Origin of the sequence: Enterococcus nangangensis, assembly GCF_005405245.1 — a bacterium.
GTDB classification, from domain to species: Bacteria; Bacillota; Bacilli; order Lactobacillales; family Enterococcaceae; genus Enterococcus_J; species Enterococcus_J nangangensis.
In genome coordinates this window covers 44,704-69,665 of sequence record NZ_BJDR01000009.1, presented here as the reverse complement: position 1 = coordinate 69,665, position 24,962 = coordinate 44,704, and the positions used below count along the sequence as shown (strand labels likewise).

The 24,962-nt window shown below is 43.1% G+C and carries 25 protein-coding genes, 1 tRNA gene and 1 pseudogene; 10 read left to right on the top strand and 17 right to left on the bottom strand.

Features of this window, described 5'->3' with window-relative positions; genetic code table 11:
• Positions 1-92: 92 nt before the first annotated feature.
• Positions 93-166: transfer RNA gene (locus tag FFM57_RS04635), tRNA-Arg, on the bottom strand.
• Positions 167-315: 149 nt separating this feature from the next.
• On the opposite strand from FFM57_RS04635, the gene FFM57_RS04630 reads away from it, so the two are divergent.
• Genes FFM57_RS04630 through FFM57_RS04620 form a run of 4 tightly spaced genes read left to right on the top strand, consistent with a single transcriptional unit; the run spans position 316 to position 1,725 of the window.
• Entirely contained in the window at positions 316-648 is a 333-nt protein-coding gene (locus FFM57_RS04630; protein WP_137599353.1) for a DUF1700 domain-containing protein, read from the top strand.
• Positions 649-688: 40 nt separating this feature from the next.
• Positions 689-1,159, top strand: a complete 471-nt coding sequence (locus FFM57_RS04625; RefSeq protein WP_137599352.1) for a hypothetical protein — start codon at positions 689-691, stop codon at positions 1,157-1,159.
• Positions 1,160-1,219: 60 nt separating this feature from the next.
• Positions 1,220-1,393, top strand: a complete 174-nt coding sequence (locus FFM57_RS09845) for a hypothetical protein (protein ID WP_170999891.1) — start codon at positions 1,220-1,222, stop codon at positions 1,391-1,393.
• Positions 1,394-1,404: 11 nt separating this feature from the next.
• Positions 1,405-1,725, top strand: coding sequence for a helix-turn-helix domain-containing protein (locus FFM57_RS04620; RefSeq protein WP_137599351.1), 321 nt, complete (start codon positions 1,405-1,407; stop codon positions 1,723-1,725).
• A gap of 39 nt (positions 1,726-1,764) precedes the next feature.
• On the opposite strand, the gene FFM57_RS04615 is transcribed toward FFM57_RS04620, so the two are convergent.
• Entirely contained in the window at positions 1,765-2,325 is a 561-nt protein-coding gene (locus FFM57_RS04615; RefSeq protein ID WP_137599350.1) for an LOG family protein, read from the bottom strand.
• A 134-nt stretch (positions 2,326-2,459) separates the two neighbouring features.
• Between FFM57_RS04615 and FFM57_RS04610 the strand changes: the two genes are divergently transcribed.
• Positions 2,460-2,822: a DUF2200 domain-containing protein gene (locus tag FFM57_RS04610; RefSeq protein ID WP_137599349.1), complete on the top strand. Its 363-nt coding sequence runs from the start codon at positions 2,460-2,462 to the stop codon at positions 2,820-2,822.
• 24 nt (positions 2,823-2,846) lie between these two features.
• Positions 2,847-3,389: a 6-phospho-3-hexuloisomerase gene (gene hxlB, locus FFM57_RS04605; RefSeq protein WP_137599348.1), complete on the top strand. Its 543-nt coding sequence runs from the start codon at positions 2,847-2,849 to the stop codon at positions 3,387-3,389.
• An 84-nt stretch (positions 3,390-3,473) separates the two neighbouring features.
• On the opposite strand, the gene tadA is transcribed toward hxlB, so the two are convergent.
• Positions 3,474-3,992 carry a tRNA adenosine(34) deaminase TadA gene (gene tadA, locus FFM57_RS04600; protein WP_281275731.1) on the bottom strand — a complete coding sequence of 173 codons (519 nt, stop codon included), beginning with the start codon at positions 3,990-3,992 and terminating at the stop codon, positions 3,474-3,476.
• 50 nt (positions 3,993-4,042) lie between these two features.
• On the opposite strand from tadA, the gene FFM57_RS04595 reads away from it, so the two are divergent.
• Positions 4,043-4,888, top strand: a complete 846-nt coding sequence (locus FFM57_RS04595) for a PucR family transcriptional regulator (protein WP_137599347.1) — start codon at positions 4,043-4,045, stop codon at positions 4,886-4,888.
• 101 nt (positions 4,889-4,989) lie between these two features.
• On the opposite strand, the gene lplA is transcribed toward FFM57_RS04595, so the two are convergent.
• The 4 genes and pseudogenes from lplA to FFM57_RS04575 all read right to left on the bottom strand — a co-directional run bounded on the left by lplA (position 4,990) and on the right by FFM57_RS04575 (position 9,600).
• A complete protein-coding gene (gene lplA / locus FFM57_RS04590; RefSeq protein ID WP_137599346.1) occupies positions 4,990-5,994 on the bottom strand; it encodes a lipoate--protein ligase in 1,005 nt (334 codons plus the stop codon).
• Positions 5,995-6,012: 18 nt separating this feature from the next.
• Positions 6,013-6,752 (bottom strand): annotated as a pseudogene (locus FFM57_RS04585) (MBL fold metallo-hydrolase).
• Positions 6,753-6,833: 81 nt separating this feature from the next.
• Positions 6,834-8,852: an FtsX-like permease family protein gene (locus FFM57_RS04580; protein WP_137599345.1), complete on the bottom strand. Its 2,019-nt coding sequence runs from the start codon at positions 8,850-8,852 to the stop codon at positions 6,834-6,836.
• Position 8,853: 1 nt separating this feature from the next.
• Positions 8,854-9,600 (bottom strand): ABC transporter ATP-binding protein, encoded by a 747-nt coding sequence (locus tag FFM57_RS04575; protein WP_137599344.1) that lies wholly within the window; start codon positions 9,598-9,600, stop codon positions 8,854-8,856.
• 274 nt (positions 9,601-9,874) lie between these two features.
• Here FFM57_RS04575 and nrdD point away from each other — a divergent pair, with 274 nt between their 5' ends.
• The 3 genes from nrdD (at position 9,875) to FFM57_RS04560 (ending at position 14,380) form a co-directional block, all read left to right on the top strand.
• On the top strand, positions 9,875-12,067 hold the full coding sequence (gene nrdD, locus FFM57_RS04570) for an anaerobic ribonucleoside-triphosphate reductase (protein ID WP_137599343.1): 2,193 nt from the start codon (positions 9,875-9,877) through the stop codon (positions 12,065-12,067).
• A gap of 102 nt (positions 12,068-12,169) precedes the next feature.
• Complete coding sequence (nrdG, locus tag FFM57_RS04565) at positions 12,170-12,772, top strand: anaerobic ribonucleoside-triphosphate reductase activating protein (RefSeq protein WP_137599342.1); 603 nt, start codon at positions 12,170-12,172, stop codon at positions 12,770-12,772.
• A 234-nt stretch (positions 12,773-13,006) separates the two neighbouring features.
• Positions 13,007-14,380 carry an MFS transporter gene (locus FFM57_RS04560; protein ID WP_137599341.1) on the top strand — a complete coding sequence of 458 codons (1,374 nt, stop codon included), beginning with the start codon at positions 13,007-13,009 and terminating at the stop codon, positions 14,378-14,380.
• 56 nt (positions 14,381-14,436) lie between these two features.
• On the opposite strand, the gene FFM57_RS04555 is transcribed toward FFM57_RS04560, so the two are convergent.
• The 10 genes from FFM57_RS04555 to purC form a co-directional block, all read right to left on the bottom strand.
• A complete protein-coding gene (locus FFM57_RS04555; RefSeq protein ID WP_137599355.1) occupies positions 14,437-14,961 on the bottom strand; it encodes a pyrophosphohydrolase domain-containing protein in 525 nt (174 codons plus the stop codon).
• Between the two features lie 120 nt (positions 14,962-15,081).
• The gene (gene purD, locus FFM57_RS04550; RefSeq protein WP_137599340.1) at positions 15,082-16,338 is read right to left on the bottom strand and encodes a phosphoribosylamine--glycine ligase; all 1,257 of its coding nucleotides are present in this window, start codon (positions 16,336-16,338) and stop codon (positions 15,082-15,084) included.
• 10 nt (positions 16,339-16,348) lie between these two features.
• Positions 16,349-17,890 carry a bifunctional phosphoribosylaminoimidazolecarboxamide formyltransferase/IMP cyclohydrolase gene (gene purH, locus FFM57_RS04545; protein WP_137599339.1) on the bottom strand — a complete coding sequence of 514 codons (1,542 nt, stop codon included), beginning with the start codon at positions 17,888-17,890 and terminating at the stop codon, positions 16,349-16,351.
• Positions 17,883-18,464, bottom strand: a complete 582-nt coding sequence (gene purN / locus FFM57_RS04540) for a phosphoribosylglycinamide formyltransferase (protein ID WP_137599338.1) — start codon at positions 18,462-18,464, stop codon at positions 17,883-17,885. Before purN ends, purH begins: the two co-directional genes overlap by 8 nt.
• The gene (gene purM, locus FFM57_RS04535) at positions 18,465-19,502 is read right to left on the bottom strand and encodes a phosphoribosylformylglycinamidine cyclo-ligase (RefSeq protein WP_137599337.1); all 1,038 of its coding nucleotides are present in this window, start codon (positions 19,500-19,502) and stop codon (positions 18,465-18,467) included.
• Entirely contained in the window at positions 19,495-20,943 is a 1,449-nt protein-coding gene (gene purF / locus FFM57_RS04530; RefSeq protein ID WP_137599336.1) for an amidophosphoribosyltransferase, read from the bottom strand. Before purF ends, purM begins: the two co-directional genes overlap by 8 nt.
• Positions 20,928-23,150 carry a phosphoribosylformylglycinamidine synthase subunit PurL gene (gene purL / locus FFM57_RS04525; protein WP_137599335.1) on the bottom strand — a complete coding sequence of 741 codons (2,223 nt, stop codon included), beginning with the start codon at positions 23,148-23,150 and terminating at the stop codon, positions 20,928-20,930. Before purL ends, purF begins: the two co-directional genes overlap by 16 nt.
• Complete coding sequence (gene purQ / locus FFM57_RS04520; protein WP_137599334.1) at positions 23,147-23,830, bottom strand: phosphoribosylformylglycinamidine synthase subunit PurQ; 684 nt, start codon at positions 23,828-23,830, stop codon at positions 23,147-23,149. The genes purL and purQ overlap by 4 nt, the downstream gene beginning before the upstream one ends.
• Positions 23,831-24,085 (bottom strand): phosphoribosylformylglycinamidine synthase subunit PurS, encoded by a 255-nt coding sequence (gene purS, locus FFM57_RS04515; RefSeq protein ID WP_137599333.1) that lies wholly within the window; start codon positions 24,083-24,085, stop codon positions 23,831-23,833.
• The gene (purC, locus tag FFM57_RS04510) at positions 24,073-24,807 is read right to left on the bottom strand and encodes a phosphoribosylaminoimidazolesuccinocarboxamide synthase (RefSeq protein WP_137599332.1); all 735 of its coding nucleotides are present in this window, start codon (positions 24,805-24,807) and stop codon (positions 24,073-24,075) included. The genes purS and purC overlap by 13 nt, the downstream gene beginning before the upstream one ends.
• Positions 24,808-24,962: the final 155 nt, after the last annotated feature.

The following is a 24,962-nucleotide window of genomic DNA, read 5'->3' as shown; positions in this document are numbered from 1 at the left end:
AAAACACCTAAAGCAGACTTGATATCTACTTTAAGTGTTCCATTTTCAGACCTATCAGTCCGATTTGACAAAGAGCCTCTTTTTTTACAGTACGTGTCCAGAGGGATTCGAACCCACGACCGTTCGCTTAGAAGGCGAATGCTCTATCCAGCTGAGCTATGGACACAATTCAGCAACATCATTGATTTTAGCATACTTTAAAAGGCTTTTCAATCGCTAATCTAAAGGCTAGACTGGCAAAAATTCAGCCTCAAGTCTGAGGACGTCGCGCCACTTCTTCCGTATACTAAGCTTAAGTAGAAGGGAAGTTTAGTTATGAAAAAAATTAATCCACTCGCCTTAACGGGCGTCATCTTTTTTAACTTAGTCGTCTTTTTAGGCTTAGCTGCTACAGCTGTCGCCTTACTATTTTCTTTGTGGGTCATTATCGCCTCCTTTATCACTTCACCCGTAATTTTATTTGTTGCCTATCATACGGGATTAACTTCCTTTAGTTTGTGGCAAATTTTAGCTAGTGGTTTGCTTTTTGTGTTAGGATACAAATTAATTATCCCCGCGCGGCAAGTGACCGACTTTTATCACAAGTTTTGGATTACCTATCTTAGTTTTAACAAGAGTTTGATTTATGCTAAAAAAATTAGCTTTTAACCGCTTGCTCAAATAGGGATTTGTTGGAAGGAGTATTATTATGGAATTCATTTTAGATTTTATCTTTTCCATCTTGGGAGAATTACTTTTGGAGAGGCTCAACCGTTTGCCAAAATTTATTGCCCGCTTGCTTTTACTGGTTCCCCTCCTTTTCTTTGGGGGACTCACCGGTTACTTTGGTTATGCAATATTAAAAAATTTATTTACAGGTAACTGGGAATTAGGTCTAGGTATTGGCCTTGTCTTCTTTTTAATGGCGGCAATGCTCACTTACTTTTTAGATTTATTTTTACACGTGGGACTCAGCAACTATGCTCCTAACCGCCGAATCTACCAAATTTTATTTACCGTTTTTGTGGTAATTTTCTTTTTTGGCTTGTTGGCCTTCACGTTAGTTGGTGCCTTTGACCCTATCGTCTGGTGGCGAAAAATTGGCTTTTGTGCTTTGAGTTTGCTGGGTATTGGCTACGGCGTTTTTAAGCTGAAACAAGATATCTTTTTTAAGGGATGACATGCGTCGTCCCTTTTGTGTTAGACTAACCTTAATGATTTAAAAAGATGGGAGTAGACCATGAGTAAAAAACTAAACTTAATCATGTACGTCATTGCGGCGATTTTATTAGCAGTTGTCGCTTGGCAACGGCAAAACAATGCTTTTTATGCGTTAGGATTTTGTTTCCTCGTCTTAGCCTTAGCTAATTTTGCCAAAGACAAACAAGACCAAGATAAAAATAAAAAAGACTAAGGAGCAAACGGATGGCTATTGAAGATCGCGATTTCATCATGCGCCAAGTAAAAACCTTAGCACAAGGTTTAGGGACTTTTTTAAGCCGCAAAACTTTAAAAGACTTACTGGTCTATCATGACGAAACTAGCGCTAAACTTTCTGATGCGGAAATTGAAGTCATACTCTTAGTGACGGAGGTGAGTTTAAGGGCTACGGAAAGAGGGCTATCCGCGGAACAGCTAGCTAGTCGATTAAATTTTCCCCCGGCTCATTGGCAAGAAATTCTTGCCGGTAGCGTCTTACCCACTCCTGACGAATGCGCGCAACTAGAAAAATTTTTAGCAGGATAAGCAAACACACAGGTCGCCCTTTAAAGCAACCTGTGTGTTTTAATATTGACGTAACGCTGGTGCTTGGTAGTTTTTAATGAAAGTGGCGATTTCAGTTAAAGAGTCTGAAAACAAAATTTTCTGGCGATCCTTAGCCGTTAAAAAACCGTCAGTCACCATCGTGTCGTACATTTGTCCCAAGGCATCATAATAATGGTTCACGTTATAGAAGACACACGGATAAGGATTCTGACCAATCCGACTCCAAGAGACCATTTCGCTGATTTCTTCTAAAGTCCCTGGACCTCCTGGTAAGGCAATAAAGGCTGTCGCAAGGTCGGCCATTAACGCTTTTCTTTCCACCATCGTCTGCACCACATGCAGTTCCGTTAAATTACTTTGCGCAATTTCCCGCTCTTTTAAAAACTCGGGAATCACGCCGATAGCTTTGCCGCCATTTTTTAAAACCGTCTGGGATAAAATCCCCATTAAACCAATTTTCCCACCGCCATAAACGAGTTCGTGGTGATTTTTGACTAACCAAAGGCCTAGATTTTCAGCGGCTTGCGTATAAATCCCTTGCTTACCGACACTAGCCCCACAATATACTGCAATTTTCATGTGATTGTTCGCTCCATTTTTTCTCTAGTGTAGCACAAAAATTTTTCTTGCCAAGTTCTGATAGCATTTCTTGACAGCCCTTGGACAAAAAAGCTATAAAGAGATAAAAGCTTATTTTTTAAAGGAGGTTAACGATGGCTAACTTAACGCGGCTTTACCAGTATTCCTTTGCGGCAATTTATCCTTTATATCTGCAAAAGGTTACAAAAAAAGGACGGACGGAAGCGGAGTTACAAACTGTAATTACTTGGCTCACCGGTTATGACGCTACCGGACTGGCAGCGCAAATAAAAAAAGAAAACACCTTGGAAAATTTTTTTGCGGAGTGTCCGGCTTTTAATCCAGCGGCGAGCTTGATTACTGGCGTGGTCTGTGGCGTGCGGGTAGAAAATTTAACTGAACCCTTGGAACAAAAGATTCGCTATCTGGATAAACTAGTGGACGAGTTAGCCAAGGGCAAAGCTTTGGCTAAAATTTTGCGCAGCGCACCTCACTAAAAATAAAATTTGGAGGAAAAATAGATGCTAACGATTCCACTGATTATGGCTGAGATCAATCAGGTCATGGCCGCCGTTGATGAAAACGAACTTACTGCTTCTCTTCCCTACTTTGCCAAAACGCGTCGGATTTTTGTTGCCGGTGCCGGTCGTTCTGGCTTTCAAGGGCAGGGCTTTGCCATGCGCTTAATGCATCTAGGCTATCCCGTTTTTGTCGTGGGGGAAACCATCACTCCGGCAATTCGTGCTGGCGACTTATGGATAGCCATTTCTGGTTCGGGTACCACGAAGGGCATCGTCGCTGAAACGCTGTCGGCCAAAAAATTAGGCCTCACCATTCTCGTTTTTACTAGCGCCAAAGATTCGCCTTTAGCCCATTTAGCAGATAGTGTGGTGGTGGTCCCAGGTGCCACCAAAACTGGCGCTGGTCAAGCATCACAACAACTGCTCTCTAGTTTGTTTGATCAAACCGTGCACATTACCTTAGACGCTTTAACTTTAAAGTTAGCGCAGCGTGATCAAACGAGTAACGCCGATGCTTTAGGACAACATGCTAACGTGGAATAATCTTTAAAAGGAAAAAGCCAGCAAAACCATTACGTTTTGCTGGCTTTTTAGTGCCCCTGCCAAGGAAGTCTAGCATACAAAATTTTATTCTTCTTGTAAAGCTTTGGCGGCTAGTTTCGCTGCTTTCTTTTTCTCCCGGAGTTCACGGAAGAAGGCCGTTAAGATTGCGCCACATTCCGCGGCTAAAATCTCCCCTTCGACGTAGGCCACATGATTAAAGCGGTCATCGGTTAAAAGATTCATGAAAGTTCCCGCCGTGCCCCCTTTAGGATCGTGGGCACCAAAATAAACTTCGGGGATACGAGCTAAAAGCATGGCGCCACTACACATGGCACAAGGCTCTAAGGTAACGAAAAGTTGACACTCCTCTAAACGAAAACCTTTTAAAGCCTCACAAGCGGCATCAATGGCAAACATTTCGGCGTGGGCGGTGGCTTTTTGGGTGGTCTCTCGTAAGTTATGGCCGCGGCTGACAATTTTTTTATCCCGGACAATTACTGCCCCAATCGGCACTTCTCCTAATGCTCGAGCTTTTTGCGCTTCTGCTAAAGCGGCCCTCATAAAATTTTCTTTTTCAATTTGGGTAAAAGAACTAATCGGCAAGCTATTTTCTCCTTTTTTTGTGCTAGAATACACAATGAGGTGATAGATCTATGGATAATCTAACAGAAATTTACCCCTTTGGCAAAATTTCTTCTAAACATACGCAAGATCCTGACGTGTTAGCTCTCCCTTATGGGCAACAATGGTACTTGCTGCCCAAAGCCAAACTTAGCGCGACTGAAATAAAATTATTGCAAAATCTCTACCCCACTACGTCCAAACAATTAGCGCAGGATCATCCTTGGTATGGTATCTTATTTCAAAACGAGCCCGTGTCTACTCCCGGACTTTACCGCATCTTGCAAATCCAACTCCATTCCATGCCGGATTACTCTAAAAAAGAATGGCAAGAAAGTTTGCAAGAAATGCTCCGCCCCAAGGATTTTTTTCCGCTAAACGACAACCAAATCATTTTAGTGGAACAACAAAATAAGCAAAGTTTTTCGGTGGAAGACTTAAAAGGCATTTTCGCCACTTTAGACGCCGACTTTGATGCCACCACCAAAGTTTTTGCCGGCAACTTTTTTGACGCCAAAGAAAATTTCAGTGTCTTGTTTGCGGAAGAACAAAAAATCTTTCAAATGGAAATGAAACGCAACGTGCAAGCAAGTTTTATTAGTTTGACGCAAGCCGCGCTGGATTATTTAGTTTATGATGGCATTGAAAAAAGTCCCCTCATGAAGACTTTCCGCCGTGAATTATTACAAGATGCCGAACTACTAGAAATTATCACTACCTTGTGGCAAAATCAAGGCAATGTCTCTTCCACCGCCAAAGCTTTGTACATGCACCGCAATACGTTGCAGTACCGCTTAGATAAGTTTCACGAGTCAACAGGCTTCCAATTGAAAAATTTAGAAGACTTAACCTTGTGCTATTTATTAATTCAACACTAATACCACGTAAAAAGTGAGGCCGTCAACCATTTGGGTTTGCGGTCTCACTTTTTCTGCATAAACGGTGTGCCAAAAGCAACTCCTGGCACACCTCTTTGCTGTTAATAAATTAAATTTAAAAAGTCAGCAGCTTCGATGTTACCAAAATATTTTTGCACATCGATTTTGGCTACGGCGGCTTTTAAGTCTTCTTTTTCATAACGGACGCCTATTAAAGCGTCCTCCACATCTTTGACTTCGCCAAGGCCAAAGAAATCGCCATAGATTTTAGCGTCGTTAATCTTCCCGTTGACGACATTTAAGCGCACTTCAATGGAGCCAATGGCAAAACGTTGACGGCGCTCTAAGTTAAACTCTGGTGACTTACCGTAGTTCCAATCCCAATTACGGTAATATTCATCAGAAATGGCATTGATTCGTTCCCAGTCGTGGTCCGTCAACTGATATTTTTCAATTTGGTCTTCGTTAGCGACCCCAAAGATTTTCAGTAAAATTTCGTGCCGGAATTCTTTGGTGGTGATGTTTTGTTTATCAGCAGGTAAGAAAGGCTTGATATTGGTGACGCGGGAACGAATAGATTTAATGCCTTTAGATTCAATTTTATCTTTCCGCACCTTTAAGGCTTTGACGACTTCGTTAATGTCGCTATCCAGCATCAAGGTTCCGTGGGCAAACATCCGTCCTTCTGTCGCATACATGGCATTACCGGAGAATTTCATATCGTTAATCACTAAGTCGTTCCGTCCCTTTAGTTCTGCACCGGTGACCCCTAATTCATGTAGGGCCGCAATCACCGGTTCCGTGAATTTCCGGAAGTCGCGGAAGGAGTTCCCATCATCTGGCATGATGAAACTAAAGTTCAAATTACCAAAGTCGTGATAGACCGCACCACCACCAGAAAGGCGCCGTACGACTAAAATCCCGTGTTCGTCCACATACTCTTTGTTGATTTCTTCTAAAGTATTTTGGTTGCGGCCAATAATAATCGAAGGCTGATTAATATAAAAAAGTAAAATCGGTTCGTCGGTTTTAAATTCTTTCAGCAAATACGTTTCAATTGCTAAATTAATGCGGGGATCGTTGTTTTCATTAGGGACATAAATCATGGATTTCACCTGAGCTTTCTAAATATTTATTTTTAAATTTTTTTGCGCTAAGGCGACTAAGATTGCTGGTCCGGCCGCTGCTTGCGCTTGGGCTTGTAACTGCGTCAAGTCCCCCACTTGTGGTAAATGAGTCAAGACTAATTTTTGACAATGGGCCGCTTTAGCCAGAGCTCCCGCTTCCCCTGCGGTAAAATGGGCGTGATGTCTTTCATGACCATTAAATAAATACGTGTCTGCTAAAAAGATATCGCTGTTTTTGGCAAATTCAACAAAGCTAGCAAGGTAACCGGAATCGCCAGTAAAGCACAAGACTTTACCAGTTGCTTTTTCTTCAATGCGCATAGCATAACAAACGACAGGATGTATCGTTTTCATAAAGGTGATGGCAAAGGGACCCACTTCTAAGGTCTCTTGCGGGTCATAGCCTTTCCCCACACTAACGCCGGCCAAGCTTAACTGAGCAAAATGCTCCGCGTCTTCTGTGTGCCCATAAATGGGTAACAACGGCACGTCTTCTGCCGTGGGAAAAAGTTGGCGATAATACTGTAATACACCTAAGTCGGCAATATGGTCATGATGGTAATGACTCAAAATTACCGCATCTAACTGCAAAGGATCTAAATGATGCTGCAAACTATTGAGGGCCTCACTGCCGCAATCAATCAGCAAATGAAGTCTCCTGATTTTAATAAAAAGGAGGTGGTGCCACTATCTTGATAGCTAAAGCCGCCCCAAAACCCTAAAACTGTAAGCTCCAAAAAATCACTCCCCTATCTAGTGTCTTTACAACAGCTTTAGTATAGCAAAAGCGAGGGCTTAAATTAAAGAGAAAGCCCCTACTATTTTTTTTGCCAACGATAAGCGTGGACACTAGTTAGCCAATAAAGCAAGACGTAAACCACCAGACCGCTGCCCCATAAGGACAAACTCACCGTCTCTGGTAAAAAAACAACAAATTGATAATAGATGTTAAGGGCAAAGAAAGCGTGGACTGCCCCTAAAACCACTGGCAATAAAAAAATTAGCGCGTTAGTAAAAAAGACACTTTTTTTAATGCTAGCTTCCGCCACACCTAATAATTTTAAAGTTTGGTAAGTCTCTCGCTGATTTTTGGCTAAACCTAATTGGCGCAACATGATAATACTTCCTGTGGCGATGAAAAAGATGAGCCCTAAAAATCCCGTCAAGTAAATCAAAATCCCCGAAGTCGCTTTAAAGGAACGCCGGGTCAAGAAACGACTGCCAAAGTTAGTACGGTAGACTAGTGGTTGTTGCAGATTCGTCGTTTGCCCCTCTGCCCGAGTAACGGAACCTGTTTCAATATTTTGTAAATCCACCACCAAAGGATCCGTCCACTTAGTCTGAAAACTATCCGCCACCTTTTCCCCCATGGCCGCTTGCTGGGAACTATTTTTTCCTAGTGTACTGGAGGCAACTTGATAAGCAACACCTGGTGCCTTTTCCCAAACCGCATCACTCACCACCAGCGTAGGCTGATTATATCGCAATTCTTTGTTTCCAAGATTATCAGTAAGCTGTGTACTAATCACTAAAGGCGTCCCTCCTAAAAGAGTTAACGCACTACTAGCCAAGCGCTCGGCACCAAAAGGAATCCCTTGACTTTTTAAAAAGACAACTTCATTAGGCGCTAGCGTCTGAATTTCCGGTAAATTTGTATTCACTTGACTCAAGGCTTGATAGCTACTCAAGGAGAGCAAACTCACCAAATGGCTGGTTTGTTCTTTTTCTTGACCAAAACGAATGTGATACTGCGCCCCAGTCGCTTTAAAAGCAGTGGTTAAAGTTGTCTTTAAAGTTAAGTGGTGTTCCGCCAATAGTTGGACAAAGTCGGCCTGCTCTTCCCCCGCCACCTGGTAGTCCATCGAGGTTTCCTGTTGCAAATATTGATGATCAATTGCATACAGACTGCCTGCACCGCCCATTAAACTTAAAGCGATGCCCATTAAAATGGCCACCAAAGCCAAGGTATTGCCGGTACTGCGAAACTGACCGTTGAGATTGCCGACAATCATTAAGCGCAGTCCTCGATAATAAAAAGTTGCCTTGTTACTCAACACATTTAAAATAAAAGGCAACAGTTGGCGCACTATCAGAAAAGTCCCCACTAGACAGCTGCCAAAGATGATTAAAGGTAAAAATAAAGCCAATAAAGTTAAATCAGGATGATCGTTCGCCAAATTAATAAGCCAGCTTAAACGTAAAGCTAAACCATAACCGACAAGTAGTGCGCCGACACCTAACACCCCTAAGGTAGCTTGCCACCAAGGATGAACTTTTTTTAAGCCCCGCCCACTCAATTCCCCCTTGATACGCCAAATGCTCCAAGAATTCCGTAAAGCGACAATTAAATCCAGCACCAGTAAGAGCCAGGCTAAGGCAACAATGGTGGGCCAGGAAAAAAGATAATGAATAGTGAGGGTTAAGCCCATCAAATGGACGAGAATTTGTCCCAAAAGTTTTGACAAAAAAATTCCCACTACCGTGCCGGTGACAAAAGCCGCCGTTAATAATAAACTGTTTTCCAAAAAAGAATAGAAAATGAGTTGGCTACGCTGGACCCCTAGCGCAAGAAAAATTTTAAAATCTTTTTGTTGGGAAACGAGAAAAAAAGGCAGTGCCAATAATAAAAAAGTAAAAAGTAAAAAAACGACTCCTAAGTTAGCTAAGGAGAGTAGCATATCGGTGCGCACATCTCGCGAAAGACGCTGGACCAAATTGAAATTGCGCTGGATGGCTGAAAAGCCGTAATACAGAGTAACCGCCCCGGTAACACATAAGAAAAAAACGACATATTCTTTTAAACGTGAGCGGGCGGTCTTTAGCCACATTTTCAGCATCTTATTCCCCCCCAATCGCGGCTTGCATCTGAATTACCTTTTTGAAAAATTCTTGGCGCGTCCCAGCGCGAATTAATTCCGCAAAAATGCCGTGGTCTTTAATGAACATAATGCGCTGGCAATAACTGGCGGTAAAAGGATCGTGGGTCACTAAAATAATTGTGGTCCCTTCTTCTTGGTTAATCTTGGTTAAGTACTGCAACAACTCCGTAGCGTTTCTGGAATCTAAAGAGCCAGTAGGTTCATCGGCAAAAATAATTTCTGGGCGATTAATCATAGCTCGAGCGGCAGCTACCCGTTGGCGTTGACCAATAGAAATTTGTTCCGGTAAAAAAGTTAGTAGTTGCTGAATCCCTAGTAGTCGTGCCACTTCTTCAACACGCCGACTAATTTCGCTACTACTTTTTTTGGCAATCACTAAAGGCAACGCAATATTATCTTGGACGTTTAAAGAAGAAATCAGATTAAAATCCTGAAAAATAAAACCAAAACTTTGATTGCGTAAATAATTGAGCTGGGGCTCTTTCAAATTAGTAATTTCCTGCCCCTTAAAATAAACATAGCCGGCACTGGGCCGTTCCATCGTGGAAAGTATTTTTAAAAGGGTCGTCTTGCCGGCACCACTAGGACCCATAATGCCAAAAAATTCACCGCTGGCAACTTGTAAAGAAATATTATTGATAATTTGTTGGCGTTCCTGCGTACCGCCATAAAATTTCAGGAGATGTTCACCGGTTAAAATATTCATCTTGTTTGCCTCCTTTCTTTCATTTTACCTATTTCTCTTTAAAATTGCGCTGACGAACTAAAAAAATTAGAATAAAAATTTTTTGCTTATTTTATCCTGCTTATTCAAATGGATAGGCAAGTGAAAATCTGCTTTCATACAAATTCCCTTGAAAATTATACACTATATATAGATTTAATAAGGGGAGGTTTTTGAAATAGGTACAAGATATTGATTGCTTAAAGATCCAGGATGCGATAGAATATCCATTGAAAAGCTTAAAGGAGGACTTCCCATGTTACAGTTAGATGCTAATCCACAAAATACGAATCAACACCATTCAGCCTTAGAAAATTTACAAACCGTGAAACGCGATGGCCGTTTGGTTCCTTTTGATGATGAAAAAATTTACGATGCCTTACTTAAAGCGGAGAAAAAAATCCGGGGCACCATTGATCCGGTTACCCATAAACGGATTCAAAATATCGTCCAACGGGTGGATCAAGAAATCGCCGAACGTTTTGAAAAAAATGTTAAAATTTATGAAATTCAAAATATCGTGGAACACACCTTGCTGGAACAAGGGGAATACGATTTAGCTGAAGAATATATTAATTATCGCACACGCCGCGACTTCTCCCGTTCCAAAGCTACCGACATTAATTTTACCATTGGTCAGCTTTTGGAAAAAGACCAATCCGTCGTCAACGAAAACGCCAATAAAGATGCCAACGTTTTTAACACGCAACGAGATTTAACCGCCGGGATTGTGGGAAAATCCATCGGGTTAAAAATGTTACCCCCTCACGTGGCTAATGCTCACCAAAAAGGTGACATTCACTACCACGATTTAGATTATCATCCTTACACCCCCATGACCAACTGCTGCCTAATTAATTTTAAAGGGATGTTACAAGACGGTTTTAAAATCGGTAACGCCGAAGTCGAATCGCCTAAATCCATTCAAACAGCAGCCGCTCAAGTTTCGCAAATCATTGCCAACGTGGCTTCCAGTCAATACGGCGGTTGTTCGGCTGACCGGATTGATGAAGTCTTAGCACCTTATGCGGAGTTAAACTACCAAAAACATTATCGCGATGCCAAAGCTTGGATTGAAAATCCAGACAAATGGGAAGAATTTGCCAAGAATAAAACGCAAAAAGATATTTTTGACGCGATGCAATCTCTAGAGTACGAAATCAATACCTTATTTACTTCCAACGGGCAAACTCCTTTCACGACGTTTGGTTTTGGTTTAGGCACTAGCTGGTTTGAACGGGAAATCCAAAAAGCGATTTTACAAAACCGAATTAATGGTTTAGGTTCAGAAAAAAGAACCGCCATCTTCCCTAAACTGGTCTTTACTTTAAAACGCGGCTTAAACTTAGCGCCTACTGACCCCAATTATGATGTGAAACAATTAGCTTTGGAATGCGCCACCAAAAGAATGTATCCGGACATTTTAAGCTACGATAAAATTGTCCAATTGACTGGTAGTTTTAAAGCACCCATGGGTTGCCGCAGCTTTTTACAAGGCTGGTGGAATGAAAAAGGTGAAGAAGTAAATTCCGGGCGAATGAATTTAGGCGTCGTGACTTTAAACTTACCGCGGATTGCCATGGAGTCCAAAGGCGATGTGGACAAATTTTGGAGCATTTTAGAAGATCGCTTACAAATTGTCAAAGACGCTTTAGTTTACCGGGTAAAACGGGTCAAAGAAGCCATGCCGGAAAATGCTCCTATTTTATATATGAACGGTGCTTTTGGCGAACGTCTTGGCGCCAAGGACAATGTCGACCAGCTCTTTAAAAATCGCCGAGCAACCGTTTCCCTTGGTTATATCGGACTATATGAAGTAGCCACTGAATTTTTTGGCGGCGAGTGGGAAAATAATCCACTGGCTAAAGAATTTACCTTAACCATTATGAAATCCTTAAAAGCCCATGCAGATGCTTGGGGGGATGAATATGGCTACCATTTTTCTGTTTATTCTACGCCTTCAGAGTCTTTAACCGATCGCTTCTGTCGTCTAGATACGCAAAAATTTGGGTTAGTCAAAGACATTACCGATAAAGAATACTATACAAATTCTTTCCATTATGACGTGCGGAAAAATCCAACACCGTTTGAAAAATTGGAATTTGAAAAAGATTATGCGCCTTATACTTCCGGTGGTTTCATTCACTACTGCGAGTACCCTGTCTTACAACAAAATCCTAAAGCTTTAGAAGCCGTTTGGGACTTTGCTTACGACCGGATCGGCTATCTTGGGACCAATACTCCAATTGATAAATGTTACGCATGTGGCTTTGAAGGTGACTTCACACCAACAGAGCGTGGTTTTGAATGTCCTAATTGCGGCAATCATGATCCTAAAAGCTGTGACGTGGTAAAACGAACTTGTGGGTATCTGGGTAACCCACAACAACGGCCAATGGTTCACGGTCGTCATAAAGAAATTAGTGCTCGTGTGAAACATATGAAATAAAAAATATCGGAAAAAGAGCTTATGACAAGACTTTTGTCACAAGCTCTTTATCTAAACTCAGCTTCTGCTGTGCCCCTTAAGTTAGAGAAAGTAGGTCCTAAGATGCGTAATCCAAAGCCCCAAGAATGGGATGCCAAAGTATTAAGTAAGAAAAAAATTGCCGACTATAAGCCTTTTAACTTCGTGGATGGTGAAGGAGTGCGCAATAGTTTATACGTTTCCGGTTGCCTTTTTGCCTGTGAAGGTTGCTTCAACCAAGCCGTCCAAAATTTCAACTACGGCGTACCTTTCACCAACGATCTTTTAGAGCGAATCATTGCTGATCTAGCTCACAGCTACGTGCAAGGCTTAACCTTATTAGGGGGCGAACCTTTTTTAAACACGGAAGTCTGTTTAACAGTAGTAGATAAAGTCCGGGAAGTTTACGGCGACACAAAAGACATCTGGTCGTGGTCTGGCTTTACCTACGACGAACTGTTGTTAGAATCCCCCGACAAATTAGAACTCTTGGACAAAATCGATATCTTAGTGGATGGCCGCTTTGAACTAAGCAAAAAAAATCTCAGTCTCCAATTCCGCGGCTCCAGTAATCAACGGATTATTGATGTCAAAAAATCAAAAGCTGCCGGCGAAGTCGTCTTGTGGGACAAGCTCCGCGACGCCCAGTGGCAATTTGAACAAATTAAAAAACAAGATTTGATTTAAAATTTTCTTGCCAGTAAGCGAAAAATTAGGTAACATAGATTTAGGTAATGCGTACAGATGCACAGTCATTAGACTGTGTCGAGACAAGAGGCGATTCCCGTATTGAATACGGGAATCGTCTTTTTTTGCCCTTAAATGCAACAAAAAAATTTTCAACGCGCTTTTTGCTGGCTCCTTTGCTGTACGCGGGCGACCATCCCTTTTTAATGAAAACAAAAAGAAATGAGGTATAACATGGAACAACGACAAACAAAAAATGTCGGCTTAGCCGTCTTAGCGACTGGCATTATGGCTTTTAGTGGGGTCTTAATCGAAACGGCGATGAACGTCACCTTTCCTAGCTTAATGGCGGAATTTGGTATCGCCACCCAAGCTGTCCAGTGGGTCACCACCATTTACTTATTGATGATTGCCATTACGGTCCCCATCTCTGGTTACTTATTGAAAAACGTTCCGGCGAAAGTTTTATTTTTAGTCGCTAACTTTTCATTTTTAGCTGGCGTCACCATGAACTTTTTAGCGACTAATTTTTATTGGCTATTAGGTGGACGACTCTTGCAAGGGATTGCTACCGGGATTGCGCTGCCTTTAATGTTTCAAATCATTTTAACGGAGGCTCCGTTAAAGCAGCGTGGCATGATGATGGGCTTAGGCACCTTTGCTACTTCCATCGCCCCGGCGATTGGCCCTAGTTATGGGGGATACTTAACGAATCATCTTACCTGGCATTATATTTATTTTTTCTTAATTCCTTTAATCTTACTGTCTTTAGTTATTGGTTTACCGACTTTTATTTACCGCAAAGCTCCCGGCGGTGGAGTCTTAAAATTTGGTAACACTTTTTGGTTGGCTCTTTTCTTCACAACTTTTTTATGCGGCTTAAGCTTTTTATCTTCTTATTGGGGCTTACTCTTGTTGGCGGCTAGCGCCCTTAGTTTCTACCTTTTCCAACGGGGAAATCGCCGGAATCCTCATCCTTTGTTAGCTTTTGCTTTACTAAAAAATAAAATTTTCGCCCATCTGTTAGCGACGTTTTTAATTTACCAATTCATCTTTTTAGGAATTTCTTTTATCATTCCCAATCTTTTGCAAATCGTTGGCGGTTTAAACGCAGCGAGCTCTGGTTTGGCGATGCTTCCTGGGGCATTAATTGGTGCTGTCTTACAACCAATTGCCGGTAAAGTTTTAGATCAAATTGGTCCGAAAAAGCCCTTGCTTTTCGGGGCCATCGTTGCTTTTTGTGGTTGTGTTAGTTTGACCATCACCCTTTATCTGGGGGCTGGTGTCCAATGGTTCATTTTTAGTCATGTCTTATTCCAAATTGGCGCAGGTTTTTCCTATAGTAACGCCATTACGACAGGCATGAATGCGCTGGCTAAGGAAAGTACAGGCGCTGGTAATAGTCTCTTTAACACGTTACAGCAATTTACTGGCGCTGTCGCTACGGCGGTAGTGGCGGCCGTGATTAATGCCGGTCAAGCTAGCAGTACTTCCTTTGAAAAAGGCAGCCAACTGGGGGGCTTTTTCAGTGGACTCTTACTGGTTGGCTTAATGCTCTTTAGTATTTGGAGCATTTGGAACGTGCGGAAAAAATTACCTGCTGCTTAAATAAGCTTTAATAAAAAAATTTGTTCTAGCCTTTTTCACGGCTAGAACAAATTTTTTTATTTTGCTTCTTTTATTTGGCGGGCAATTTCTGCTTTTATTTTAGCTTCAGGGGCATATTCTTTTTCCCAGTTAGCTGGCTTTAAAACTTTATGAGTTACCTCGTCATAATGGGGTGTCCCATCAGGAAAAAGTTTATGCAAGTTAGCCTGATGAACAATTTCTAAAAGTTGAGTGGGATCTACCCCCATTAAAGCAAATGAACCATAGGCAAAATAAATTAAATCTACTAAAGCATCGGCTTGTTCCACCAAAGGATTTATTGCTGGTACTTGCTTTTTACCTTTTACTTTGGTCACCGCTTTTTGTAACGCTAGTTCTAAACCAGCTACTAGACTAGTAAACTCAGCTTCATCGCCACTGGCCGCATAGACAAATTCCACTAATTCTTCTAGTTTAAAACCAGCGCGAAACAACGCCTCTTGCCCTGAAAAAGGGGTAGGGCTTTGGGGAATCCGCGGGTCAAAAGTTTGATGGAAAGTCCTAGCCATTTGGTAGGTAGGATCTATTGGTCTAGGGTCCATATTATTTTGGGTAGAAGCTGGGCTTGTTTCACGGGAATTAGCTGACATCTTCTTTACTCCTTTACGCTTTTAAAAAGACCTGACAAAAAGCGTCAGGTCCGTTTTTCTTATTATACACAATCAGAAAGCTTTCGCGCCAATATCGTGACGGTAAAAAGTACCAGTGGTCTTAACGGCAGCTAGAGCTTGATACACTTTTTCTTGGGCGACAGCCAAACTTTCTGCCGTAGCGGCTACTAAATACACGCGGCCCCCATCAGCCGTCAAATGACCGGCAACTTTTTTTACACCAGCATACGTCACTTCTACTTCTTCAAACCCACTGAAATCTGGTAAGATTGCGCCTTTCGTGTAAGCTCCGGGATAGCCGAGACTAGCCACCACCACGCCTAACGTGTAACTATTTTCCCGCCACGTAATGGTGGGGGTCTGGTCATTTAATAAATCGTCAATCACTTGTGCCAAATCAGCGGTCATTTGCGGTAAAACGACTTGTGTTTCCGGATCGCCAAAGCGGGCGTTAAACTCAATGACTTTTGGGCCTTTAGGCGTAGCAATTAGCCCCGCATATAAAATACCGGTAAAAGGACACCCTTCGGCTACCATTCCTTCCGCAGCAGGTTGTAAAACAGTAGCTACCGCTGTTGCCACCATTTCTTGGCTAATTTGCGGCACGGGTGCGTAAGCCCCCATTCCACCGGTATTAGGCCCTAAATCATGGTCGTACGCTCGTTTGTGATCTTGGGCGACAATCATGGGATAGACTTCTTCGTTGCGCACGAAGGCTAACAAAGAAAATTCCTCCCCAGCTAAAAATTCCTCCACTACTACGCGGGCACCGCTGACACCAAACTTTTGCCCTTGTAACATCTCTTCTAAGGCACGGTTAGCCATCGGTAAATCGGTGGCCACCACCACGCCTTTCCCTGCGGCTAGCCCGTCTGCTTTAATGACAATCGGACACCCTTTGGCCGCGACATAGGCTTGGGCTTGTTTTAAATCCGTAAAGGTTTGGTAGTCGGCGGTAGGAATCTGATATTTCACCATCAAACTTTTGGCAAAATCTTTAGAGCCTTCGATTAAAGCCGCCTCTTTCGTCGGACCGTAAATTTTTAAGCCGGCTTTTTGAAAATCGTTGACAATCCCAGCTAGTAAAGGAACTTCTGGGCCGACAAAAGTCCAAGCAATACCCGTGGTTTTGGCAAAAGCAATCAGTTGTTGATGCTGACTTTCGGCAAGAGGAACCAAGAGAATCCCGTCGTTTTTCATGCCGTCGTTTCCTGGTGCACAGTAAACGGCACTCACTAACGGACTAGCTAATAATTTTTTACAAAGGGCGTGCTCTCGCCCGCCACTACCAATGACTAAAAGTTTCATCTGCTACTCCTTAATGTCTAAAATGGCGCACACCAGTAAAGACCATGGCGATACCGTAACGATTGCAGGCGTCAATGGATTCTTGGTCGCGAATGCTGCCTCCTGGCTGGATAATGGCTTTGACACCAGCTTGGGCAATTAATTCCACACTGTCCCCCATAGGAAAGAAAGCATCACTAGCTACGACACCGCTGGCAGCTTGACTACCGGCTTGTTTCAAGGCAATTTCCACTGAACCGACACGATTCATTTGGCCCGCCCCGATGCCTAAGGTTTGGTGGTCATTGGTAACGACAATCGCGTTTGACTTCACATGTTTCACCACCCGAATAGCAAAGGCTAAGGCCGAAATTTGTTCTGGTGTCGGTTTGACCTTGGTCACTGCTTCCCAGTTGGTAGGTTCAAAAGCGGCTAAATCTTGTTCTTGGACTAAAAGTCCACCTAAAACAGAAACAACTTCTGGTGCATTTGCTTCATTAGCATGCTGGAAGTCAACTTGCAAAAGACGCACGTTTTTCTTTTTCACCAAGACGGCTAAAGCTTCCGGTTCATAACTAGGAGCGATAATAATTTCTAAAAATAATTTGTGCATCTTTTCGGCGGTGGCTAAATCTACCGTACGGTTTAAGGCAATGATGCCACCAAAAATAGAAACTGGATCGGCAGCATAGGCAGCATCATAGGCTAATTCAATGGTGGTCCCGCGACCAATTCCGCAAGGATTCATGTGTTTCACGGCGACTACCGTTGGGGTTTCGGGAAATTCGCGAATCATCCGTAAAGCTGCATCCGCATCTTTAATATTATTATAAGAGAGTTCCTTCCCGTGGAGTTGCGTGGAACGTGCCACTGAGTAGGGTACCGGCAGTGCTGTTTCATAAAAGCTAGCCTGTTGATGACTATTTTCACCATAGCGCAAAGTTTGTTTTAAATGATAACTTAATGTTAATTCATCAGGGGTTGTTTCTCCAGCAAGTCGCGTTAAATATTCAGCAATCACCGCATCATAACTGGCTGTGTGACGAAAAACTTTAGCCGCTAATTTTTGGCGCGTAGCTAAACTAGTCTTCCCTTGCGTCTGTAATTCCGCTAAAACTTGCGCATAATCAGCGCTATCGACAATAACCGTCACAAAGGCATGGTTTTTCGCTGCGGAGCGCAACATGCTAGGACCACCAATGTCGATTTGCTCAATAGCTTGAGCTGGCGTGACGTCTGCTTGTTGAATCGTTTCTTTAAAAGGATAAAGATTCACACAGACTAAATCAATCGGGGTAATCTCGTGTTCCACCATGGCCGCCACGTGGCTAGCTAAATCCCGCCGACCCAAAAGCGCACCGTGAATCGCTGGATGTAAGGTCTTCACTCGACCATCCATCATCTCTGGAAAATGGGTAACCTCTTCAATGCCGATGGTGGGAATATTACAGTCCGTCAATAATTTTTTGGTCCCACCAGTGGAAATAATTTCAAAGCCTAACGCCACTAATTCTTGAGCAAATTGGGCAATACCACTTTTATCTGAAACGCTAATTAACGCCCGTTTAGTCATTTTGTTCTTCCGCCTCCTGAAAAATCTTTTGTAAAACTTGGGGATAAATTCGGTGTTCCACCGCGTGAATTTTCGTTGCTAAACTCGCCAAAGTATCTTCACTGGTGATTGTCACCGCTTCCTGACAGATAACAGGTCCAGTATCCACGCCACTATCCACATAATGAATCGTCACGCCGGTTTTACTAACCCCCGCGGCAAAGGCATCTTCAATCCCGTGCAGCCCTGGAAAATTGGGCAAAAGTGCTGGGTGGATGTTTATTATTTTTTGTGGATAGGCTGTTAAAATCGGCGAGCCGACAATTCGCATATATCCTGCTAAAACTAACCAATCAACCTGATATTCTTTTAATACAGCTAAAATCTTTTTTTCATAAGCTAACTTGCCACCACAACTTTTCACCGTGAAAGTGACACAAGGAATCGCTTGTGCCTGCGCTTTTTTAACGACGGGAGCGGTGGGTTGATCACAAAAAAGTAACGCAAGCTTGCCAGGAATTTTTTTTTCTTGCCAAGCTTTTAAAATAGCGGCAAAGTTCGTACCACTCCCGGAAGCAAAAACAGCAAAGTTCATCTATAATCCTTCCAGTTCTATGGCACTTGTTGTCTTGTCGACCACTATCCCAATTTGATAAAAAGCTTCATTGGCTAAAGTTAAGCGGGCTTTAACCTTGCTTAAATCTGCCGGATGCACGGCTAAAACCATGCCAATACCCATATTAAAAATTTCGTAGAGCTCTTGAACTGGAAGCTTACCGTAGTGAGCCAACGCTTTAAAAATTGGCAACACCGGCCAGGTTCCCAGTTGAATGTGCGCTGCTAAATGTGCTGGAAGCATTCGCGGAATATTTTCCACAAAACCACCGCCGGTAATATGTGCTACTCCTTGAACTAAGTTTTCTTTCACCAAAGGTAGTATTGCATCCACGTAAATGCGAGTTGGCGTCAACAAGACTTCCCCTAAAGGGGCATCTAGTTCTGGAAGTTGCGTTGCACCAGTGAATTGATTTTCAGCAAAGAAAATCTTGCGAACTAAAGAATAGCCATTGGAATGAATCCCTGAAGAAGGTAAGCCGATTAAAATATCATCGGCGGCAATGTTGGCGCCAGTAATCAATTGGCTTTTTTCAGCAACTCCTACGGCAAAACCAGCTAAATCGTACTCGCCCTCAGCATACATTCCTGGCATTTCCGCAGTCTCGCCACCAATTAAACCACAGTGGGCTTGCCGACAACCGTCAGCTACACCAGCTACGACTTCGGCCAGTTGGCGAGGATTATTTTTCCCGGTGGCTAAATAATCTAAAAAGTAAAGAGGTTCAGCACCTTGGGCGATAATATCGTTGACACACATGGCTACACAATCAATGCCAATGGTGTCGTGTTTTTTTTCTTTAAAAGCTACCATGAGTTTTGTCCCCACGCCATCGGTGCCACTAACCAGTACCGGTTCTTTCACCTGAAGCTGGGATAAATCAAAACAGCCACCAAAGCCGCCGAGACTACCCATCATACCCAAGCGTTGAGTGGTGGCAACGTGTTTTTTGATACGCGCCACTACTTCATAGCCAGCTTCAACGTCCACTCCTGCTCTACTATATGCGTTAGCCATTTACTTTGTCTCCTTCTGTTTGCGGGAATGACGCCGCGTATTCTTCTTGATAGTCATAAAGTGGCGTTGGATAATCGCCATTAAAATAAGCCATACATAAGCCAGAATAAGGCGCATCAGCTTTTAAGCCAATGGCCGCAATTAAACCTTCAGCACTTAAAAAGCTTAAAGAGTCAGCACCAATCATTTGCCGAATTTCTTCGACACTGTGACTGGCGGCAATTAATTCTTTCCGCGTTTGAATATCAATCCCATAAAAGCACGGGTATTTTAATGGCGGCGAAGAAATCCGCACGTGGACTTCTTTCGCCCCCGCTTCTTTTAACAGTTGGACGATGCGCCGACTGGTAGTACCCCGGACAATGGAATCATCTACCATAATGACCCGTTTACCGCAGACGACACCGCGAACGGCTGATAATTTCATGCGAACACCTTGTTCCCGTAGCTCTTGAGTTGGCTGAATAAAGGTACGGGCAATGTATTGATTTTTCACCAACCCCATTTCATAAGGAATGCCGCTTTCTTCAGCAAAACCACTGGCTGCTGATAAGGACGAGTTGGGCACCCCCACCACCATATCGGCTGCAATTGGGCTTTCTTGGGCTAAACGGCGGCCCATATTTTTCCGCGCGGTATGGACGTTAATCCCCGCAATGTTGGAATCAGGTCGGGCAAAATAAATATATTCCATAGAACAAATGGCCAGTTGCGTAGTAGTGGTAAACTGGTCGACGAACAAGCCTTGGTCATTAATCCGCACAATTTCTCCTGGCTTTACGTCTTGCACAAAATCGGCTCCCACAACATCCAAAGCGCAAGTCTCAGAAGCAATCACGTAGGCCCCATTTTTCATTTGACCAATGGATAAGGGCCGAAAACCATTGGGGTCAAGGGCAGCATACAGGCCGTCACTGGTCATTAAAAGATAAGCAAAGCCCCCACGAACTTGACACAATGCTTCTTTCAATTGGTCTAAAAAAGTTGACCCCTGACTTTTCCGCAACAAGTGCATTAAAATCTCGCTATCAGAAGTGGAGTGAAAAATAGCTCCACTTTCTTCTAGTTCTCGCCGCAAGGTTTTGGCATTGGTGAGATTGCCGTTGTGGGCCAAGGCCACTTGGCCATCGTAAAAGTTAAATAAAAAAGGTTGAATATTGTCGATACTGCCGTTACCGGCAGTGGCGTAGCGTACATGACCGATAGCACCACTGCCAGTAAGACGGGCTAAACATTTTTCGGCGCGAAAAACTTCGGATAATAAGCCTAAGCCTCGGTGTCCTTTCAACTGGCCTTTTTGATTGCTGACAATCCCGGAACCTTCTTGTCCCCGATGTTGCAGCGAATGTAAACCAAAATAAGTAACGGAAGCAGCATCGGGATGACCCCAAATACCAAAGACGCCACATTCTTCATTGAGACTTTTTACTTCATAAGGCATGGAATGGCTTCCTCCCAAGTGCGTTTCGCCGTAGTGACACTGAGGTGCAAGGTGCCTTCTTGATAATGAATCGTCATTTGTTGATTGCCAGTAACTTCCCCCACAACGGTGGCTAGTTCGCCGAAAATTTCTGCTGTTGCCGCTACTTTTTCCGGAGCCACACTGAGGACAAAACGCGATTGTGTTTCGGCAAATAATTCTTCTTTACTTAAAGCTAACGTCACGTTAAAGCCTAATTCATTTTCAAAGGTTGCTTCGGCTAAAGCGACGGCTAGCCCTCCTTCGGCACAATCATGAGCACTAGTAATTAGACCCGCTTGAATCGCTTGTAAGACTTTCCCTTGTACTTCTTTTTCATAAGCCAAATCGAAGTCGAAAAGACGACCTTCAATTTTTCCCAGCTGTAATTTTTGAATTTCACTACCGTTAAAATCAGGATGCGTTGTTCCGACAACGATAATTGTGTCACCGACATTTTTAAAATGCTGCGTAGTAATGTGTTTTACATCAGTAATCAACCCCACCATACCAATCATGGGGGTGGGATAAATAGCTTGGCCGTTGGTTTCGTTATACAAAGAAACATTCCCAGAAATGACTGGCGTATTTAGCGTGCGACACGCTTCAGCAATTCCCTCAGCGGAATGCCATAACTCCCAAAATACTTCCGGTTTATCCGGTGAACCGTAATTCAGACAATCGGTAATGGCTAAGGGTTGACCGCCACTAGCGACAATATTGCGGGCTGCTTCAGCTACGGCGATTTGCCCCCCCACTTCAGGATTCAAGTATAAATAGCGGCCATTGCAATCGGTGGTCATGGCGAGGGCTTTATTCGTCCCCCGCACCCGTAAAACGGCCGCATCGCTCCCTGGACCCACCACCGTATTGGTGCGTACTTGCGAATCGTAAGTTTCAAAAATACTTTGTTTACTAGCAATGGTGGGTTGTTGTAGCAAGGTGAGTAAAGTTTCTTTCGGATCTTCCACTGTGGGCATAAAATCTGCTAAGGCGGCAAATTCAGCCAGACGAGCTGGTTCCCGTTTTTCTTTGACGTATTCTGGTGCATCTTCGGCTAAGGAATCCACTGGAATGTTGGCAACGACTGCGCCATGTTGGATTAAGCAGTACATGCCATCATCGGTCACTTCACCAATCGTCACTGCTGCTAAATTATATTGAGCAAAAAGTTCTTCTACTTCCGCTTCATGCCCTTTTTTTACACAAATTAACATTCGTTCTTGCGATTCTGACAGCATAATTTCATAAGGCGTCATCCCCGTTTCCCGTTGGGGCACGTCGTCTAAAGTTAAACGCACACCGCTACCGGCTTTTGAAGCCATCTCCGAACTAGAAGATACGAGGCCCGCTGCCCCCATATCTTGAATCCCCACTAAAATGTCTTGATGTTCTAAAATTAAGGCTAAACAAGCTTCCAGTAAAAGTTTTTCCATAAACGGATCCCCTACTTGGACGGCGGAACGTTGGGTTGCTTTTTCATCGGCAAATTCTTCAGAAGCAAAAGTCGCCCCATGAATTCCATCGCGCCCTGTTTTAGCGCCAACATACATGATGGCATTACCTACACCTTTAGCTTGCCCTTTTTGAATATCTGCGTGGTTGATTAGACCGACACACATGGCGTTGACTAGGGGATTACCTTCATAGCAAGGATCAAAACTCGTTTCGCCCCCTACTGTAGGAATCCCGATACAATTGCCGTAACCAGCGATACCCGCGACAATTTCTTCCAATAAATATTTTGTCCGTTGCTTATCTAATTCACCAAAACGTAAGGAATCTAAACAGGCAATGGGCCGTGCGCCCATACTAAAAATGTCACGAATAATCCCGCCAACGCCGGTGGCTGCACCTTCATAAGGTTCCACCGCCGAAGGATGATTGTGGCTTTCTGCTTTAAAGACAACGGCTTGACCATCACCAATATCGACAATCCCCGCACCTTCTCCTGGCCCTTGTAAAACTTGTGGGCCACTGGTAGGAAATTTCCGTAAAACAACTTTAGAATTTTTGTAAGAACAATGCTCACTCCACATCACGGAGTAAAGGCCTGTTTCCGTGTAATTAGGCAGCCGATGTAAAATTTTTTCACTAATCAAAGCGTACTCATCGTCGGTCATCCCCCACGCTTGATAGATTTTTTCGGCTTTAATTTGTTGTGGCGTTGGCTCCGTTAAAGTTTTCATGCGTTTTGTCCTACCTTACTAAAATTTTTCAAAATCCCTTGGAAAAAGCGCCGGCCATCAGCACTCCCTAAAAGTTCTTCCATGCCGCGCTCTGGATGTGGCATCATGCCGCAGACATTGCCTTTTTGATTGACAATCCCGGCGATATTTTCCACACTGCCATTCGGATTTTTGCCCTCATAAGTAAAAATAATTTGCTGGTTTTCTTTCAAGGAAGCAAGAGTCTTTTCATCACAAAAATAATTGCCTTCCCCGTGGGCGATGGGTAAATGAATCACTTCGTCTTCTTGGTATTCAGAAGTAAATTTAGTCTGGACATTGGTTACTTTTAAAGGAACGGTCTGACAAATAAAATGCAAGGAATCGTTTTTCCGCAAGGCACCAGGCAACAGACCCGCTTCCGTTAAAATTTGAAAGCCATTGCAAGTACCAAAGACTGGTTTGCCTTCAGCGGCAAAACGTAAAACTTCCGGCATAATCGCCGAAAAGCGCGCAATTGCACCACAACGTAAGTAATCGCCATAAGAAAACCCACCTGGCAGTAAGACTCCATCAAAGCCTGCTAAGCTAGTGGCGTCGTGGCGGACATATTCGGCTTCAGCACCCATTACGTCACGAATTGCCCACAACATATCTAAGTCGCAATTGGAACCCGGAAAGACAATGACCGCAAATTTCACTTATTCTTCCTCCCCTTCACTGATTTCGTAACGATAGGTTTCCATATTAACGTTGGCTAATAATTTGTCACAGACCTCTTCAATTAATTCAGCGATTGGTCTTTCGCTTTTAGCTACTTTCATTTCAAAATATTTACCAATCCGAATCTCTTCAATACTGGTAAAGCCTAAACGGTGCACGGCCCCTTTCACCGCTTCACCTTGGGGGTCTAAGACAGAATCCTTATACGTAACATAAACTTTTACAAAATACATGTTTTTTCCTCCTGATTGTTTTCTAACCGTCGTAATACTTCTTGATAAACAGGTACCAACTCGCCTAAATCACGGCGATAAATGTCTTTGTCTAAGTGTTCATTGGTGGTTTCATCCCATAAACGGCACGTATCAGGAGAAATTTCATCTGCTAATAAAATAGCGCCGGTGGTATCACGGCCAAATTCGATTTTAAAATCAATTAAGCGAATCTTTAAATGGTGGAAAAGTGCAATTAAAACTTCATTGACTTGACGGGCAGCATCTTTAATCGTCGCAATTTCAGTGGCTGTCGCTAAGTTCAAAGCCAGAACAGTATCATCATTAATCAAAGGATCAGCTAAATCATCGTTCTTATAGTAAAACTCGACAATTGGCTGCGCTAATTTCGTTCCTTCCGCTAAACCTAAACGTTTGGTAAAACTACCAGCAGCGTAATTTCTAACGACCACTTCCAAGGGCACGATGGTTACTTTTTGCACTAATTGTTCGGATTCTGATATTTTTTCAATAAAATGACTAGCAATGCCTGCAGCGCTTAATTCCTGAAAGATTAGACTAGTAATGGCGTTGTTTAAAATTCCTTTACCTTTAATTTCATCTTTTTTTAGCCCATTTAAAGCCGTCGCTTGGTTTAGATACTCTACCCATAAAACGTTGGGATCTTCTGTTGCATAAAGTTTCTTAGCCTTGCCTTGGTACTGTAGCGCTAGTTTTTCCACGAATAATTCGCTCCCTTTTTACTGGACATTTTTCGCCATTTGCGGATAAATGTTCGTTACTAAATTTGTGTTCATTTTAACAAGCTGTCATTACAGCGTCAAGTTTACTCCGCATAATTAACGAAAGTTTTTCTCTTAACGTTCGCGTTTAACGC